This window comes from Planococcus faecalis, assembly GCF_002009235.1.
GTDB lineage: Bacteria > Bacillota > Bacilli > Bacillales_A > Planococcaceae > Planococcus > Planococcus kocurii.
In genome coordinates, this window is sequence record NZ_CP019401.1 from 776,230 (window position 1) to 794,009 (window position 17,780).

General features: G+C 40.3%; 14 protein-coding genes. 12 read left to right on the plus strand and 2 right to left on the minus strand.

What is annotated here, in order from left to right:
• Positions 1 to 50: 50 nt before the first annotated feature.
• The gene (locus AJGP001_RS03890; protein ID WP_058386190.1) at positions 51 to 797 is read right to left on the minus strand and encodes an SDR family NAD(P)-dependent oxidoreductase; all 747 of its coding nucleotides are present in this window, start codon (positions 795 to 797) and stop codon (positions 51 to 53) included.
• 174 nt (positions 798 to 971) lie between these two features.
• On the opposite strand from AJGP001_RS03890, the gene nadX reads away from it, so the two are divergent.
• Both nadX and AJGP001_RS17465 read left to right on the plus strand, forming a co-directional pair.
• Positions 972 to 1,751, plus strand: a complete 780-nt coding sequence (gene nadX / locus AJGP001_RS03895) for an aspartate dehydrogenase (RefSeq protein WP_071154549.1) — start codon at positions 972 to 974, stop codon at positions 1,749 to 1,751.
• 115 nt (positions 1,752 to 1,866) lie between these two features.
• Complete coding sequence (locus AJGP001_RS17465) at positions 1,867 to 2,010, plus strand: hypothetical protein (protein ID WP_169835259.1); 144 nt, start codon at positions 1,867 to 1,869, stop codon at positions 2,008 to 2,010.
• A gap of 125 nt (positions 2,011 to 2,135) precedes the next feature.
• Here the strand turns inward: AJGP001_RS17465 and AJGP001_RS03900 are convergent, their stop codons facing one another.
• Positions 2,136 to 3,212, minus strand: a complete 1,077-nt coding sequence (locus tag AJGP001_RS03900; protein ID WP_071154548.1) for a CdaR family transcriptional regulator — start codon at positions 3,210 to 3,212, stop codon at positions 2,136 to 2,138.
• Between the two features lie 133 nt (positions 3,213 to 3,345).
• Between AJGP001_RS03900 and AJGP001_RS03905 the strand changes: the two genes are divergently transcribed.
• The 10 genes from AJGP001_RS03905 to AJGP001_RS03950 all read left to right on the plus strand — a co-directional run bounded on the left by AJGP001_RS03905 (position 3,346) and on the right by AJGP001_RS03950 (position 17,568).
• A complete protein-coding gene (locus AJGP001_RS03905; RefSeq protein WP_078080175.1) occupies positions 3,346 to 4,488 on the plus strand; it encodes a glycerate kinase in 1,143 nt (380 codons plus the stop codon).
• Between the two features lies 1 nt (position 4,489).
• A complete protein-coding gene (locus AJGP001_RS03910; protein WP_071154547.1) occupies positions 4,490 to 5,839 on the plus strand; it encodes a GntP family permease in 1,350 nt (449 codons plus the stop codon).
• A gap of 215 nt (positions 5,840 to 6,054) precedes the next feature.
• Positions 6,055 to 6,408, plus strand: coding sequence for a helix-turn-helix domain-containing protein (locus AJGP001_RS03915; protein ID WP_071154546.1), 354 nt, complete (start codon positions 6,055 to 6,057; stop codon positions 6,406 to 6,408).
• A 236-nt stretch (positions 6,409 to 6,644) separates the two neighbouring features.
• Positions 6,645 to 7,199, plus strand: a complete 555-nt coding sequence (locus AJGP001_RS03920) for a restriction endonuclease (protein ID WP_071154545.1) — start codon at positions 6,645 to 6,647, stop codon at positions 7,197 to 7,199.
• A 559-nt stretch (positions 7,200 to 7,758) separates the two neighbouring features.
• Positions 7,759 to 9,066: a hypothetical protein gene (locus AJGP001_RS03925; protein ID WP_078080176.1), complete on the plus strand. Its 1,308-nt coding sequence runs from the start codon at positions 7,759 to 7,761 to the stop codon at positions 9,064 to 9,066.
• Between the two features lie 168 nt (positions 9,067 to 9,234).
• Positions 9,235 to 10,650, plus strand: coding sequence for a YfcC family protein (locus AJGP001_RS03930; RefSeq protein ID WP_071154544.1), 1,416 nt, complete (start codon positions 9,235 to 9,237; stop codon positions 10,648 to 10,650).
• Positions 10,651 to 10,683: 33 nt separating this feature from the next.
• The gene (locus AJGP001_RS03935) at positions 10,684 to 11,901 is read left to right on the plus strand and encodes a M20 metallopeptidase family protein (RefSeq protein WP_071154543.1); all 1,218 of its coding nucleotides are present in this window, start codon (positions 10,684 to 10,686) and stop codon (positions 11,899 to 11,901) included.
• Positions 11,902 to 12,084: 183 nt separating this feature from the next.
• Positions 12,085 to 12,663, plus strand: a complete 579-nt coding sequence (locus AJGP001_RS03940; RefSeq protein ID WP_071154542.1) for a PepSY domain-containing protein — start codon at positions 12,085 to 12,087, stop codon at positions 12,661 to 12,663.
• Positions 12,664 to 12,965: 302 nt separating this feature from the next.
• A complete protein-coding gene (locus AJGP001_RS03945; RefSeq protein ID WP_078080177.1) occupies positions 12,966 to 16,802 on the plus strand; it encodes an AAA domain-containing protein in 3,837 nt (1,278 codons plus the stop codon).
• 4 nt (positions 16,803 to 16,806) lie between these two features.
• Positions 16,807 to 17,568: a hypothetical protein gene (locus AJGP001_RS03950; protein ID WP_071154541.1), complete on the plus strand. Its 762-nt coding sequence runs from the start codon at positions 16,807 to 16,809 to the stop codon at positions 17,566 to 17,568.
• Positions 17,569 to 17,780 lie beyond the last annotated feature (212 nt).

Genomic DNA, 17,780 nt, shown 5'->3' on the forward strand with positions numbered 1-17,780 from the left:
GACCAACACAAAACCCGTAGTCGAAAAGCTGACTACGGGTTTTGTTTCGTTTATTTTGTATTCGTGAATCCACCATCAATACGGATGGTGTCACCGTTAATGTAATCGGCTTTTGTTAATAAGAAGGTCACCAGTTCTGCAACATCTTCTGGTTTACCAAGACGTTTTTGCGGAATTCCAGACTCGGCACTTTCTTTCATGTCTGGATTGTCTTCAAAGAACTTTTTAACCATTGGTGTTTGAATAGGTCCAGGTGCAATGGCATTTACGCGAAGACCGTCTTTAGCGTACTCGGCAACAAGGCTTTTGGTCATACCCACAATGCCATGCTTAGTTGCACCGTAAGTCACGACAGAAGCTTGGCCAATGACGCCAGCACTTGAAGCGGTATTGACAATTGAGCCGCCACCGTTTTTCACCATAACTTCAGCGACATAACGTAAGCCGTACAAAGCGCCAAGCATATTGATGCCTACAATTTGTTCAATTTCTTTGATGTCGGTTTCAAGGAATTTCTTACCACTACCAGAAATCCCAGCGTTATTGAAAAAATAGTCAATCGAGCCGAAATGCTCGAGTGTTTTGTCTACGTAGTTTTTGACTTCTTCCGCTTTAGAGACGTCCGCTTTAATGAAAATCGCATCAACGCCTATTTCTTTAAGTTTGGCGACTGTTTCGTTGCCACTTTCTTCGCTAATATCGACAACTGAAATATTGACGCCTTCTTCGGCTAAATAAAAAGCTGCAGATTGTCCTAATCCACTACCGCCACCTGTAATAATTGCTGTTTTACTCATTAAATTTCCTCCTATGCTGTAAATACCTGTTATAAGTATTCTTTTCCCTATCGTGATTGATCTTAATCAAGAAATAGTGGAATAGATTTTTTCTGAAATTTGTAAAATAGACTGATAATAGCTTACACTTTATGCAATACCATAAAATGTGAGTTTAAAGTGAGGAGGACAATTATGAAAATCGGAATTATTGGAACAGGTAACATTGCGGCATTTCTACTAGAACAGGTAAACAGTAATCAGATGATCGAAGGGAAAATCATAGCCATTTTTGGCCGCAATCAAGAAGTAGGTTCACACTTGAGCGAGCAATTTGGTGTGGACTTTCATACAGACATTCACGAATTTTTAGAAACACCACTCGATATCGTAGTAGAGGCAGCGACGATAGAAGTGGCGGGTCTATATGCAAAAGAAGTAGTGACTTATAAGAAAGACCTTGTTGTTAGTAGTATGGGTGTGTTCAAAGACAGCGATTTTTTAGAGGAAGTGGATCGATTAGCTGAGTCTGTAGGCACGCAAGTTTTCTTGCCATCTGGCGCAATTGGCGGATTAGACGTATTGCAATCGGCTAAAGCAACTGGAGGCTTAAACCAAGTTCGAATCACGACACGAAAATCACCAGCATCTCTTGGTATCAAAGCCAGTGAAGAGAAAGTGATATTCGAAGGCTCTGCTTATCAAGCTGTCGAGAAATTCCCGAAAAATGTTAATGTCGCAATGACGCTGGCACTTGCTGGAATTGGCGTTGAGAAAACCATCGTACGGGTTATCGTCGATCCGAACGTTGTACGAAATACCCACACCATTGAAGCGTTAGGGGATTTTGGACGCATGGAACTAAAAGTAGAAAATAATCCGATGCCAAACAATCCGAAGACCAGTCTTCTTGCAGCATTGAGTATTGTGGCAGTATTGCAGAACAAAGACAAGGCGTTACGGATTGGGAATTGATTTCGACAAAACGATCGATGTTCTAATTTGCTCTTTTTGTAATCAACAAATGTGTTGCGAATAAAACATAATTGGAGATAGTGACTCAAGAATACAAAAGTTAAGGGGGATTACTTTGGAGTCTTTTGCAATTTTGGGATTTACTTTTGGAATGATAGGATTCTCTTTTGGTCTGATTGGATTTATTTTAAGTACTACAGCAACGAGTAAACTAACCAAACTGGAAAAGAGAATGGATGATTTGGAGAAAAAATCTTGAATCGTTTTGTTGAGCAAATGAAACTGTCTATGCAGTTGGCGTATAGAAGACTCCAGAAACCTTGTTCAAGCAGGTGGCTGGAGTTTTTTTATATGAAAGAAAGTCGCAAAGTATTTTAAGACAACTCAATCCCGCAACGTCAGTGCCAAATGTAGTACAACTGCGTCTTGAAAATTAGTCGGATCTAATCCGGTTGCATCATAGATTTTTTTTAGCCGGTAACTCAAAGTATGACGATGAACTTTTAAGCAGTCAGCGGTTTCTGCGCTGTTTTTGTTGCACATAAAGTACATAACCAGTGTTTGGCATAAGGAATCGTTCAAATCTGCTAGTATTCTATTGGTAAAATTTTCGAGCTCGACATGTGGATTATGCTTTAATAACGCTATCAATTCCACGTCTTCAAAATAAACGAGCGACTGATCAGGCTTTCCGAAATCCAATGCGTTTTTTGCCGCGAGATAAGAAGTTCGGGTATCCAGAATGCTACTGACTGTTACGCCGACACCCATTCTAACGAGTGCCGTTTTTTGCAGTATTTGGAGCAGGGTAGTTAATTTTTGTTGAAGTTTTGCCGGTTCATCGTTCTTCATCAATAGGAAGATTTCGTTTAGTTGCGAGTGACCCGTAACAATCGTTTGACCATCGAAATGGCTTTCGAGCTGTTCGATAATTCTACGAGAAAGTGAAGGAGATTTTTTTATTTCAATTAATAGCGTGATAAATGACGTGTTTTGGTCGAGTCTCATTTGCGAAATCCGTTCATGGACAGCGGCAGACAAAGGATTGCCACTTGTCAGTTCATCAAAAATCAATTCATTGCGCTTACGATTCCATTCAATATGAGAGGTAATCAGTGATTGATGGACCATCATTTCTGTCGTCAATTGAACGAGTGTCGAGATTTCTTTGAGCTCTTCTGGGTTACCTGTAATCCCGATGACCCCAACAAGTTTTTCTTGAAAATAAATCGGTAAGTTGACGCCGGGTTTGACGCCATGCCAAGCTGCTAAATCCGTTTCTTTAATCCACAAGGTCTCACCGCTTTTAGCGACTTGAGCTGCGGCCTCATGAATTTTTTCAATCCGCTCGGTTTCTCCTGAAGCCAAAATCATGCCGTTGGTATCCATAACGTTTAAGTTGCGGTTTAATCGGATCATGGTTTGTTCTACAATTTCCTCCGCCAGCTGTTTTGTAATCATAAATACTCCTCTGTGTATATATATTCTAAATATTTCGTCAAAAATCCATACCGTCAGTATAATGTATATTGGCTTCTTTTTCATTATAATTTTATGTAAGCGCTTTACTAATAGGGTAAGGAGGTTTTAGGGATTGAAAATTATAGTAGCACCCGATTCATTTAAAGGCAGTTTGTCTGCTACAACAGCCGCACAAGCAATGGCAGAAGCCATACAGGAACTGGGTCGTGAGATAGAAGTCGTCTTGCTACCGGCAGCAGACGGCGGGGAAGGAACGATGACGGCCATGGTTGAAGCGACAGGTGGCAAGTTGATCACGCACGACGTCGAGGATCCGCTTGGCCGTAGAATTACCGCTCGTTACGGAATTCTTGGTGACGATCAAACATGCGTTATCGAAATTGCAGAAGCTTCTGGACTGACCTTGTTGAAAATAGAGCAACGAAATCCGTTCAAGACTTCGTCATTCGGGACAGGAGAATTGATCTGTCACGCTTTAGATGCTGGTTTCCGAAGCTTTATCATCGGACTTGGCGGTAGTGCTACCAATGACGGAGGAGCAGGAATGCTAGAAGCTCTTGGTATGACTTTTCTAGACCACAGTGGGCAACGTTTAAAAAGGGGCGGGAGCGCACTCGGTGAACTTGCTGAAATTGATCGTAGTCATTTTGATCCGCGCATTGCGGAAAGTACGTTTCTAATTGCCTGCGACGTAGAGAATGTCTTAATCGGTGAACAAGGAGCTTCTGCAGTATTCGGTCCACAAAAAGGAGCGTCTCCAGAAGCAGTCGAGCAACTCGATAGCAATCTACAAAATTTTGGAGATGTTGTCGAGCGACTTACTGGAACGGCACTTCATCATAAAAAAGGTGCCGGTGCAGCAGGTGGTGCTGGTGGCGCGATGCAAGCGTTTTTTGCAGGTAATATGCAGCGTGGTGTTGACGTAGTACTAGAAGCGATTGCATTTCAAAATCATGTGGAAACGGTCGATTTGATTGTGACCGGAGAAGGGAAAAGTGATAGTCAAACTTTATCGGGAAAAACTCCTTTAGGGATTGCTGAAGCTGCAAAAAGAACGGGGACTCCAGTGATTTTAATTTCGGGGATGGTTGAACCGGAAAGTACAGAGTTACTAGAGCCTTATTTCACCGAAATTCATTCGATTGTCAGTGACACCGTATCGGCAGAACGAGCGGTAGCCGATGCCTATAACCAATTAAAAATAAAAACCAAAACAGTCGTTAAAAACTATATAGAAAACGAAAAGGGGTGTTAACATGTTGTTTTTCATTATTGCGTTAAGTGTCATCTTGGTTGTGTTGTTAACTGCTGTATTCAAAGTTCATCCGTTCTTATCGTTATTAATCGGCGCATTTTTTATGGGCATCGCGTCCGGTATGCCGCTAGCTGACGTTGTACTGAACGTTAACGAAGGCTTTGGCGGGTTGATGACCAATATTGGGATTGTCATTGTTGCCGGAACAATTATCGGTGTTATTTTAGAGAAATCCGGTGCAGCTTACCGGATGGCAGAAGTGGTATTGCGTTTGATTGGTGAAAAGCGACCGCAACTAGCGATGTCGATTATTGGCTTTATCGTATCAATTCCTGTGTTTTGTGATTCTGGATTTATTATTTTATCGAGTTTACGAAAAGCCTTAGCAAGACGTGCGAAAGTATCCATGGCTTCGATGTCAGTGGCGCTCGCAACTGGTTTATACGCAACCCATACTTTGGTACCGCCAACACCAGGACCAATTGCTGCAGCTGGTAACTTAGGCGCTGAAAATTACTTAGGGACAATTATCTTAATCGGTTTAGTCGTCGCAATTCCAGCAGCAGTTGTCGGGTATCTTTGGGCTATTAAAGTCGCTGCAAAAATCGAAGTGCCTGATGATACTTTAGAAGACGGCGAATTGAGCTACGAAGAAGTCATTAAATCATTTGGGAAAATGCCTTCTACATTTAAAGCCTTCTTGCCGATTGTTCTACCATTGGTATTGATCGGAGCAGGGTCTGTTGCCGGTATTCTTGGTGGTGATGGTGGGCTGACAAGCTTATTGAAATTTTTAGGATCACCAACAGTGGCGCTATTATTTGGTGTCTTAGCGGCGTTCTTATTACTGCCAAAATGGAACGAAGAAACCTTATCTGGTTGGATTGGCGAAGGAATCGTCGGTGCAGCACCTATTCTATTAATTACTGGAGCAGGTGGCGCATTCGGACGAGTTATTAGCAATTCAGGTGTGGCAGATTTGATAGCGGGAATGGACATGACAGCACTTGCTGGTGGCTCGTTGTTCTTACTCATTCCATTCATTATTGCAGCGGCATTAAAAACCGCTCAAGGTTCGTCAACAGCAGCACTGGTTATCACGTCAACATTGATGGCACCGCTCTTGCCAACGCTCGGCATCGAAGGCGCAGTACCACTAGCGCTTGTCGTAATGGCGATTGGGGCAGGCGCAATGACAGTGAGTCATGTTAACGATAGCTTTTTCTGGGTTATCACACAGTTTACAGGCATGAAAGTAACAGAAGCCTACAAAGCGCAAACAATGGCAACTTTGTTGCAAGGTGTAACAACGATTGTCTTCACGATGATCTTGTGGACAATTTTAGTTTGATGGGGTAGTACAAATAACTGTATAAATGAAAAATGCCTCACCCTGGAATGCATATCCAGGGTGAGGCATTTTTAAAGAGAATAATATTTACAAAATCAGTAAAAATTTAGTTAGTAATAGATGCTTGATGTGATACTATTGAATCATTAGTTAGGTCTTATTAATTAGAAAGGCGATTTTTAACTACATCACAAAAAAATTCAAGGAGCAAACCGATGACAAAACTAACTGAGAACCTAAAATCACTTCGCTTACAGAACAAATTGTCACATCAAATCGTTGCAGAGCATTTAAAGATTACTAAAGCAGTTTATGGGAAATTTGAGATGGGTACTATAGAACCACCTCTGAGATTAATGATCAAACTAGCTGATTTATATAGTATTTCTTTAGACGATTTAGTTGGTAGAGAGTTTGCAGCTAATGGTCAAATAATTAACCAATTGTTAATGAAGAAAGAAATGACCAAAGAGATTAATGTCCTAGTGAAACAATTAGGTAACCAATTTATTCAAAGCAAAGAAGCAGACATTGTGAAAAGGTTGAAGCAGAAGTTTGATTTGAATTGAATGATTGAAGTAATAAGAAAACGTTCAAATTATAATGAAACTCATTGCATAGTTGATAGAGAGTAATTTAATGTCGTTAAAGAGAAGAGACATATAGGAAATGTTATGTCGCAGTCACTACACATTGGAGTGATTTCTTCACTGTCCTAGTTTATTGAGTTGAACTACTCTTTTTTAAACAAACTTATGAATAGAAACTAGAAATAAAATTTTATTTTTAAAAAAGGAAGTTTCCCATGGCCAGAAAGAAAAAGAAAGATAATCTATCAGAACTGCTAATGGCAGTTTTAATGCTTAGTAGCGCAATCACATTTGTTTACACACAGTCACTCACAGCAACGGTCGCTGTATTGGCTGTCGGCTTTGTTGGCATGCTAGCAATCGTAAAGACCCTCCAAAACAATAAGCAGAAGAAATTAAATGAATCAGGTATTTTGCAAGTGGATGCAATGTCGGGGGCAGAATTCGAAGAGTTTCTGCGTCTCCGTTACAAGGCTGAAGGATATGCAGTTCGTAAAACGCCTTATACGGGCGATTACGGGGCAGACCTTATTTTGGAAAAAGGACCGCAAAAAATTGCTGTGCAGGCAAAGCGATATAAAAGTAATGTTGGCATCAAAGCCGTGCAAGAAATTTCTGCAGCAAAACTGCATTACGGAGCAAATGAAGCATGGGTGGTTACCAATAGTTTTTTCACAAAAGCGGCAGCGGAACTAGCGCGAAGCAATAAAGTGAAATTAGTAAATCGCGATGAATTGGTAGAGATTCTATTGGCAAAGAAGGTAGGATAGACAAGAGATTTCCTTTATAGCGCGATTCGTAAAACCAGATACAGCAAAATTCAAAGTATCTGTTGGCATTTTCGGCGTTGCAGCATTTGCCTCGAGTTTTGTTGGCTTCGTCACTTTGGTCAGCACAGTTTATCCGGTTATGGGTTATTTAGGATTTGTCTTGATCGCTGCGCTTGTTGTAGCTTGGTTCCGTTCGAAAAAAGTAGCAGCTGAACGCAAAGTGCTGAGTTATTAAGAACATTTACGATAGATTTAAGGTTTACTAGTCTGTAAAATTTGTGCAATGTAAATAGCTACTCCGAAGGGATTTATCTCCTAAGGGGTAGTTTTTTATTAAATAATGATGATGTGAATATCAAATGTAGGTTTCATTCTGAATCGAGTAAAAGTAGTGATTCCCAACTATTTTAATCGAGCGCTAGTGATATAATACATACATTTCAGCATTGGAAAATTCTTTTTCTAAAAAATCGAATACATGATTGTTAAAATAAATGACAAGGATATATGTCTTTACCATTTTATAAAATAGTTGCTCCTAAAGAAAGGAGGATGTTTAATGATCCGGATTGCAGTCGTAAGTTCAAAAAAATTTGCTGAAGAGATTAAGAAATTTGAGAATGAAGTTCCGACTAGTCGAGTTACTTATTATACATACGACAATCCTTTGGAAAGTCTAGCAATTGTTAAGAAAATTCGTGAATGTGACGTCATTATGTTCGCTGGTCCGCTTCCTTACTTTCTGTCAAAAGCATGTACTAAAGCTCGAAATTTACCCTCGGTATTTATTCCATCAGATGAATATACATTAACGCACACTTTACTGTACTTGTTGCTCAATCGAAAAGAAGGACTAAAAGGATTATCAATAGATATCCATAATGAGCATCATTTACATCAAGTAGCAGAGGAAATGAATATGGATGTGTCGGATTGGCATGTCTTAGATTCAAAAGAAACAATAACTGAAAACCAAGTAACTATCGATCCCAATGCAGTTCTCGAATTTCATCAAAATTTATGGGAGAGTGGAAAAACAACTTATGCGGTAACAAACATCGATTACGTGAGAGACAGGCTCCAGAAAATGGGTATTTCGTCCACAGCAATCATCGTACCAGGGAAAGCCATTATTGATACCTTTCAGCAAGCAATCATGTGTGGGAAATTATCCATTAGTAAAAACATGGAATTCTCAGTAGGTATTATTTCTGTTACCTTATCTGGTGCAGAACTCACGACTGAAGGAGAACAAGCAGCCTTGGCAGAGCAAATGTTAACGTATTTGGCACGAAATTTGGAGTCTCCTATTCAAAAAAAATCACCGGGACAATTTATAGTTTATGGGACTATCGGAAGCATGGAACTTTTCTTGTATAGTGAAAGATTACAGAAATTGTTGAACCATTTTAGCGAGGTTCAACAGTTGGTTATTCATATCGGTTGTGGCGCAGGTATGACCGCGAAAGAAGCTGAAGAAAATGCGCAGACTGCATTGTTTTATGCTCGTCAAAAAAAATTGGAACACAGTGTTTTCTTTATGACTGCTGAAAAGAAAATTATTGGGCCACTTAATGAATTAGTAAAAACGTTTCAAGTCAAAACTGAAGATACGGAGACGTTGAAGGTGGCAGGTAAAACGCATTTAAGTGTGGCTACAGTGACAAAGCTCCAAGAGTTTGCAAAATTGCGTCATGACGAAGGATTTACGACAGTCCAACTTTCAGAATATCTTGAAATTGGTCGACGCAGTGCGGAGCGACTAATGAAAAAAATAATTGAAGAAGGCTATGCTCTGCAAATTGGAGAAGAACAGCCTTATAGCAAAGGACGTCCACGTTCGGTGTATCGAATGAATCTAAACTAACTTATTTGTTTTTCATTTAGATATGCAATATATCTGAATTCTATTGACTGACTTTTCTTTCTATAGTAATCTAGTAAAAGCATTTAACGACTATATAACGACAGAGAGGGAAGTGTAGTGATTGATGAAGTGTAGTGATCTGTAATCCCTAAAAAAGGAGCTAATAAAATGACGATCGTTACTGACGCAACAACGAAAGAGAAAAAGAAAAAAGAGGCAATTCACCCGTTTAATATTTTATTCATTGTTATTTTGTTTATGGCTATTTTGACTTATTTTGTTCCAGCAGGTGAATATGAACGATTAACAAACGATGCTGGGCAAACGATCGTTGTTGACGGATCGTATGCACAAATCGATTCAAACCCGGCAGGATTTTTAACTGTGTTCCAAGCCATTCATAAAGGAATGGTGCAAAGTGCACCGATTATTTTCTTTATCTTTATTGTAGGTGGTGCATTCCATGTGTTCCGTGACACAAAAGCAATCGAAGGTGCGTTTGCCAGCTTGTCTGCGAAGACAAAAGGAAAAGAAATGATCATGATTCCAATTGTAATGATTTTCTTCGGCATAGGTGGTGCAACAATTGGAATGTTCGAAGAAGCATTTCCATTTGTCATGATTATGGTGCCACTTGCTATGATTTTAGGCTATGACTCAATGGTCGGACTTGCTATGGTGTTGATTGGTGTATCGGCTGGATTTACCGCTGCATTTATGAACCCCTTCACTGTTGGAGTTGCTCAAGGATTAGCTGAACTACCACTATTTTCTGGCATGTTGCCACGTGTCGGTTTTTGGCTCGTCTATATGGCTGCAGCGATCATTTTTGTCATGTTGTATGCAAATAAAGTGAAAAAAGATCCAACCAAAAGTATTGTTTACGACGTAGACCAAGCGCGTGAAATTGACCGGAACATGATGGGGATGGAGAAAATCACTAAAAGACAAGTTGCAGTTCTTAGCGTACTGGGTCTGACACTTGTGGTTTTAGCCTATTCCGTTATTCAATTTGGCTGGTATATTGGTGAAATTTCCGCGCTCTTTATTATTATGGCGTTAGTGATGGGTCTTGTTTATGGAATGGGCTTCAACAAAATCACCAAGTCATTTGTCAAAGGCTGCGAAGAAATGGCAACTGGGGCCTTAATTGTGGGTCTCGCTTATGCTGCCGTTGTCATTCTTCAAGAAAGTTTCATCATTGATACAATTCTCTATAGTATTTCAAGCTTGATCTCTACTATTCCAGCGAGTTTGAGTGCTGGGGCAATGTTTATTACACAAGCGCTGTTGAATATTGCAGTAGCTTCAGGCAGTGGCCAAGCGGCGCTTAGTATGCCGATTATGGTACCTCTCTCAGATTTGATTGGCGTTAGTCGTCAAACTGCGGTCTTAGCTTTCCAAATGGGGGATGGCATTACGAATATGTTTTCTCCAACGAACGGTTTGTTGTTTGCAGCGCTTGCTATGGCCGGAATACCAATTCTTAAATGGTTTAAATGGGTATGGCCTTTAATCTTAGTACAAGCAGTATTGAGCCTGATTTTCGTAACTGTAGCTCATTTCTTTATCTGGCCGGTGTAATAGAAGAGTTGAAATTAGAAGGAGGACAATCTGTTGCTTGATAAATTGTTTACGCGTTACGAAGAGCTTTATCCAGAGTTAGTTGAAATTCGACGAGAACTGCATAGGAATCCTGAAATATCAAACGAAGAAGTAGAGACTCCGAAAAAAATAGCGGCATATTTAACGGAACTTGGGCTTGATGTACGAACAGGCGTAGGTGGACGGGGTGTTGTCGGGTATCTTAAAGGTGGGAAACCGGGAAAAACAATTGCTCTTCGTGCAGACTTTGATGCACTGCCAATTCAAGACGAAAAACAAGTCGAATACAAATCACAAGTAGCTGGAGCTATGCACGCGTGTGGACATGATCTACACACGGCGACGCTGCTTGGAGTAGCGAAAGTGTTAAGTGAAATCAAAGAAGAGATACCAGGGACTATTGTGTTCTTGCATCAATTTGCTGAAGAAATAACTCCTGGTGGTGCACAATTTATGATAGAAGACGGCTGTCTTGACGGAGTAGATGTGGTTTATGGCGCTCATGTTATGTCACACGAACCAGTGGGTACCGCGCAAGTGATTGAAGGCTATGCGTCTTCAGCACAAGATGATTTTTACGTGGAAGTCCAAGGTGTTGGCGGACATGGTGCATCACCACATATGACGGTTGATGCGCTTGTTACAGCTTGTCAATTAGTCGTGAACTACCAGCAAATCATTAGCCGCCGTGTGAGCCCAATGCGTCAAGCTGCATTAACAGTAGGAGCTATTCATAGTGGGAGTGTAACGAATATCATTCCGGATACAGCTTCGTTAAAAGGAACAGTTCGAACATTTGACGAAGAGACGCGTGACGTGATTGAAAAAGCTATGCAACAAGTAACAACATCTACTTGTGAAGCAGCGGGGGCAACTGTGAAGTTCAACTACATTCGAGACTGTCCATCGATATTCAATGATGCGACCGAAACAGATCGCATTCGCGAAGTTGCAAAATGGGTATTAGGCACTGAGAATGTTAGTGATGCAGAAAAAATGACAGGCAGTGAAGATTTCGCTTTCTATCAACAAGTAGTGCCTGGCACCTACTTTATGGTTGGTGGAGGAAATCCTCAACTAAATGCCGTTTATCCTCACCATCATCCTAAGTTTGATGTGGACGAAATGTCCATTCAACATATCGGTAAAATTTTTATTGGTGGGGCATTGAATTATTTGTCAGATGGAGAAATAAAGAAGGAATTGAAAAAAAATTCGGTACTTTTATAATGAGAAATCCTTACGCTAGCATATTTGGCGTAAGGGTTTTTATTGTGAAAAGATTAGTGGAACTTAATAAATACTTTATGTAAACATATAGATAGTTCTCATCAAATTTTAATGTTCTTCTCATTCTCAGCTCATTTTCAAAGATTATGCTTAATGTGTAAAACAAGTAGAGGAGGAATAATTTTGAAAAACAAAGTTATGATTGGAACAGTAGTAGGTACGGTTGTTGTAGGGAGTCTTGGTGGAGTAGCAGCTTTTGCAGCGTCCAATGACAGTAATTCGGTAGGTCAACCTGGAATTACTGCAGAAAGAGCACTTGAAATTGCATTTGATCATACAGAAGGAACTGTTCAAGAAGTCGAACTTTCTTTTGAAGAAGATGGCAATTATTATGAAATTGAAATCGCAAGCAATACGAGTGAGTATGAATTTAACGTTGATGCAGTAAAAGGTGAAATCTTAGATCAACATGCAGGTAATGTGGAGCAAGAAGAAGAGGAAGACAATCCTTCAGATAATGGTCATTATCCAAATGAGCCAGCTGATGTAGCTTCTTTTGAGGAGTACGGCATGATTGTTGATCAAGTGAACACAGATGGACTAACTTTCCACTTATCTACTGACAATCAAGGAAATCGCATTATGTTCTTAGTGAGCGAAGATGGAAAAAAACAATACAAAACCATTTTTGTGAAATACGATCAGCACCTTAAAATTATTGATGTGAACAATGGTGGATTGGTGTATAACGGTACGATTTAATTGATCCGTCCATGTGAGTAAGAAAATAAATAAAACGATTAAATGCCCCCTTCATTTTTGAAGGGGCATTTGTGTTTGAAAGAGTGTACGTAAGTATTAAAATTTACACGGAAGAGTATCTGTTTCTTCTTGATTGCTGGATCTTCAAATATGCTATTTCTTCTACTAAACATAACCGGATGTCATTTAAAGCTAAGCTGAGAGTAATTAAAAATTCTCCGTTTGTTCGTTAATAAATCTCAGGCGTCTAGTAAAATTCACAACTAAAAAAACGCATAAGCTCAAATAGATGATATGATTAGATGAAAACAGATCAGGCGAAATACGTCGATTTGAAATTTCTTCAGCTCCAAAGAACAGGTGATTACATGACGAATGCACAGACAGCAACATATAAAACTTCGGTACGACTAACTAAGACGGCAGCGGAAAAAATGGGCGTGTTCGGTATCAGCGAACGCTCATTTTTTGTTGCGGACAAAGCCTTTAAGGTGTTTATCGAGCGTTATCCTTCCAATGCGGATGGCGAGCTTTCGGTTGCGTTGATTTTGGACAGGTCGGAGAACGCACGATTGACTGGCAAAAAAGCAGAAGCCTCGATTGTTTTGCACGGGGTCTTTACCAATCATCATTTGCTCATCACTAACTTGACGCAACGGAAATCCTACCAGGCGCTCGGAACTAATTGGCAACGAGAGGCAAACTTGACGTTTGAAAAAACGCGTGAACCGGCGTCAGTGCCTTTGATCAATATGATCAAACGGTTGACGCCAGCCAAAGAAAGTTCAGATTATGTTAAAAAACGGATTGGTAGTTGGGAAGGCTATTTGAAAATTCAAGAGCGTGGCATGGACATACCAGACGTGAAGACTTCTTTTTCTAACTTGTCATTTAGCCATGATTTTAGCCGTATTACGTTAAAAGGCTGTCAGTTAAAAGAGACGCAATGGAAACAGGTGAAAAACCTGACAGTGCGCCTCACTGGAATTACAGGGGATGTTGGAACGGTTATTAAAGCGGCAAATCGAACAGTGGAAGTAGAATTGCAAAGCTATATCGTCAAGCAACTACGGGAAAAAGGGTTAACACTCGATAAGAAAGAAGTGGTTTTCAGCAATTTCGCAGCCTTGAGCCAAATCAGAAGGTTGCGGCAAGGATTTGCGAATCTTGAAAAAGGTCTCGCGGTAAATCCAAATCTAGACCGAATCTTGTTTGAAGAAAAGCCTCCAGTCCAACCACTTCAACCTTTAGAGCGTTTAACTTTCCATAACCGACTCAATGAGTTCCAACAACGAGCGGTGTCGGGAGCAATGGCGGCGAAAGACTTATACGTTATTCAAGGTCCGCCGGGTACCGGGAAAACTACAGTTATTTCGGAAATTTGCTTGCAAAATGCTAAAAAGGGACTGCGAACACTTGTCGCTTCGCAGTCGAATTTAGCTGTTGATAACGCACTTGGAAGGCTACTGGCCAACAAAGATATTCGGATTTTGCGTGTCGGACGAACGGAAAGCATCGAAGAAGAAGGCAAGAAATTTATTGAGGAAAATGTCGGTCAGTATTGGAAAGACCATACCTTAAAAGAAATTACGGCTCAATACGAAATGCGTGAAAAACGTAAACCACAGCTTGAAAGTGAACTAACGAGTAACCAACAAGCTACTGAGAAGTTGCAGCCGCTATATGAAAGTTTGGCAACAGCCGTCGAAGAGAAAAAGGCAGCGCAAGTTAAACAACAAAAAATTCAGCAACTGCTTGATAGTGAACAAAAAAAGGTAGACGCTCTCGAACTTCAAAAAGACAAGACGACCTCTGAAAGCCAGGAGATAACGCAAGTTGTCGAGAAAATTAATGCATCTATTCACCGAGACACAGCATTTACTGATCATCATGACAGCGACAAAAGACTTCAGCAAGAACAGCATATTCAACAAACTATACAGTTGCTTGAACGTGCACTCGGTTTGAAAAGACTGGAACAAGACTTAGTCGTAAAAAGACAAGAAATTGCAGTGATTACCGAAAAGCGTGATCAAATGGCAGAGATTATTGAACAAAAGGCAATAGCTGTTGAGAATATGGATAGCATTAAAAAAATGGATGACTTGCTTCAGGTAATGAAAGTTCAACGAATTGAAGAAACATCTGCTATTACTTATTTAGTGAATCGGCTAGAAGCCAACCGTGAAAATATGGCAGATTGGACTAAGCTTAACGAATACAACGTGCTGGTATCTAACGCCATTACGTATATTGAAAACCTACTGACTTCTGTTGATATTTCTGTAGATAAGTTAAAAAAGCAAGCATTGTTGAAAACAGAAACGTATAGTTCAGCTGAAATTGATGAGTATTTAGAGAAGCTGAGAGCGGTTTTGAAAAGTACACAACGCAACGATCCGACCATTTTACAAAAAGCGTTAATTGGGTTGTACAGACGGCAACATAATTTGTGGAGAAGAGGCGCAAAATTTAAACCGGTCGACGTCTATGCAGCTGAATCTAAGCGAGCTTTCGATGACTTGAAAAAGGCATTATGCGAAGAACTAAAAAAACAGCAAGAACAATATCGTGTGTGGGACGAAAAATGGTTAGAAAAACAAGAAAAGCTAGAAGAAGATCTAGCGCCGCTTGAACAACGTTACCGCCAAATGCCCAACTCAGCGGACTTGCCAGCTGATGTAGAAGCCGCGATTCGTCAACACAAAACAGAACTTGTGGAGTTGCAAAAAGAACAAGCTTTAGTGGAACAAGCGCAACAAAGAATTGAGAACGATAAAGCTAAGCGCACGCAACAGCTAACTTTACTAGCAGAAAAAGAAGCCCAGATTGGCAAAGTAGATGTCGAAATCCAACAACTAAAAACAGTTGCAACCAGCTACGAACAAGAGTTGCATTCTTTGAGTGAAGTCCTAGCTTTAAATCCAGAACAGGATTATGAAAGAACGGCAAAAGAACTAGCTAGTTTGTCCTTTACAAAAGAATCGCTCAAGCAAGAAATGAAAAATTTACCGCTGCTTCAATCGGTACAGAAAAAATGGCTGGATTTACTAGTAGGAGCGAGCGAGCACGATTTGGACGAAATCCGAAAAATGTATATTAAGCATGCCAACGTTATTGGTACGACTTGTGTTGCTTCGGCACGCAAAGATTTTATCGACAACTATCCCGAGTTTGATGTCGTTATCATTGATGAAGTATCCAAAGCCACGCCGCCCGAATTATTACTGCCCATGCTCAAAGGCCAAAAGATTATTTTAGTCGGTGACCATCATCAATTGCCACCACTTCTTGGCAATGACACATTAGAGGAAACGCTTCAAGAAATGATTGATGAAGACAACGGTTTTGAAGAAAAGAAAGAGCTTGAGAAGTTACTTGAGGAATCGTTGTTTGAACGATTGTATAAAAATCTACCAGCAGCCAATAAAACGATGTTGGCCATTCAGTACCGAATGCACGAAGACATTATGGAAACCATTTCGCCATTTTACCAGTTAGAAAACGACCAGCTGCAATGTGGCATTGAGGATTCTGACAAAGAGCGTGACCATTTACTCGAATCAACCACCGTGAAGCGTAGCAATCATCTGATGTGGCTTGATTTGCCAAACGAATCGGCATATTTTGAAGAACGCATGAACGGAGGCAAGAGCTTGTACAACGCAGCGGAAATTCAGGAAATCCGTTCGTTATTGGTAGAATTGAATAAAGCAGCTGGTGAAGCGAAACAAGCTGGACGAATCGCTCTAGACCAACAAAAAAGTATTGGCGTCATTAGTTTTTACGGGGAACAAGTAAAACGACTTCAGCGAATGATTGACCAAGAGCTACAGTTGCCACATTTAACGGTTCGAACAGGCACAGTCGACCGTTTCCAAGGAAGTGAAAGAGACATCATCGTACTAAGTATGGTGCGCAACAACCAAAACAAGCATGGCGATATTGGCTTTGCGAAAGACTATCGGCGATTGAACGTCGCATTGTCACGTGCCAAAGAATTACTGGTACTTGTCGGTAGTTCTCAGATGTTTACAGAACGGGCCAAGCAAACAGAAACCAAAAAAATGTACAAGCATGTATTAGCAGTCGTGAAAAAGACAGATGGCTTAAAGACCTTAGAAAGCAGCAAGGGGTGACGATGTGGACGAATTGATAAAAGAGCTACGATCAACTGTAGCAGAAAATCCAGAGGTCACCGTCGTCAACGAACAGCTATGGAAGTTGCCAAGTGTATTATACGAAGTCAGCTTTAGCCAAGTTAAGCGATTAAAGATGGACATTTTAATGAAAATGCTGCTGTTATCGTTTCAAGAAGCGGATATTCGCCGAGCTGCGACTTTGGCTGAAATGCTGTTTGTAGAAGAATTGTTTATTCGTGACTTGATTGATAAAATGCAACGGACCGGATTGATCCAACTAGAAAAGCCGGGTTATAAGTTAACGACCAAAGGCTATGATTATCTTAGTCAAGGTATTTTTGATGAAGAAAATGCAGGTGACGAAACCGTAATTGCCTATAGTGCTAGTCACGACAACTACAAGTTAGCAGAAGAAAATAGACATCCCGAAGCCGAAGAATCATTACCGTTGTATCGCTATCCGGGAAAAGGCAGTTTGAATAAAGAACGCATGCAACAACTTCTTTTCGAGAAAAAATCAGCTTTAAAAGAAGCAGGTTTCCAAACAATCGTTACAGGCATTACAGCATGTATCGAACAAATTACAGATTATCTCCCGTGCATTGAATTTCAATTATACGACGAAAAGCAGGACATTTTTTATGCTCGTGTCTGGAATACAGCAACTGGCGGTTGGGATGAAATGTTGGAGCAGCAGATTGAAGCACGTGAGCTTGTGAAATGGCGCAAAGTGATGGAGGAACAGAAAGTAGCTTTAAGTTGAGGAACTAATTCTACTGCAGTGACGTCTACTAACTTAATAGGTTGAAGAAAGCAGACATGGTTTCGAAACTGAAACTATGTCTTTTTCTATTGGTTTAAATGAATATTCTGAAAGAACGACAAGCTGTCATTTTCTAGTATATTAGAGTAAAATAGAGTTTGTCATAATTTTTACATGAAATTTACTTAAGCTATTGGGTTCAAATTTTTAAC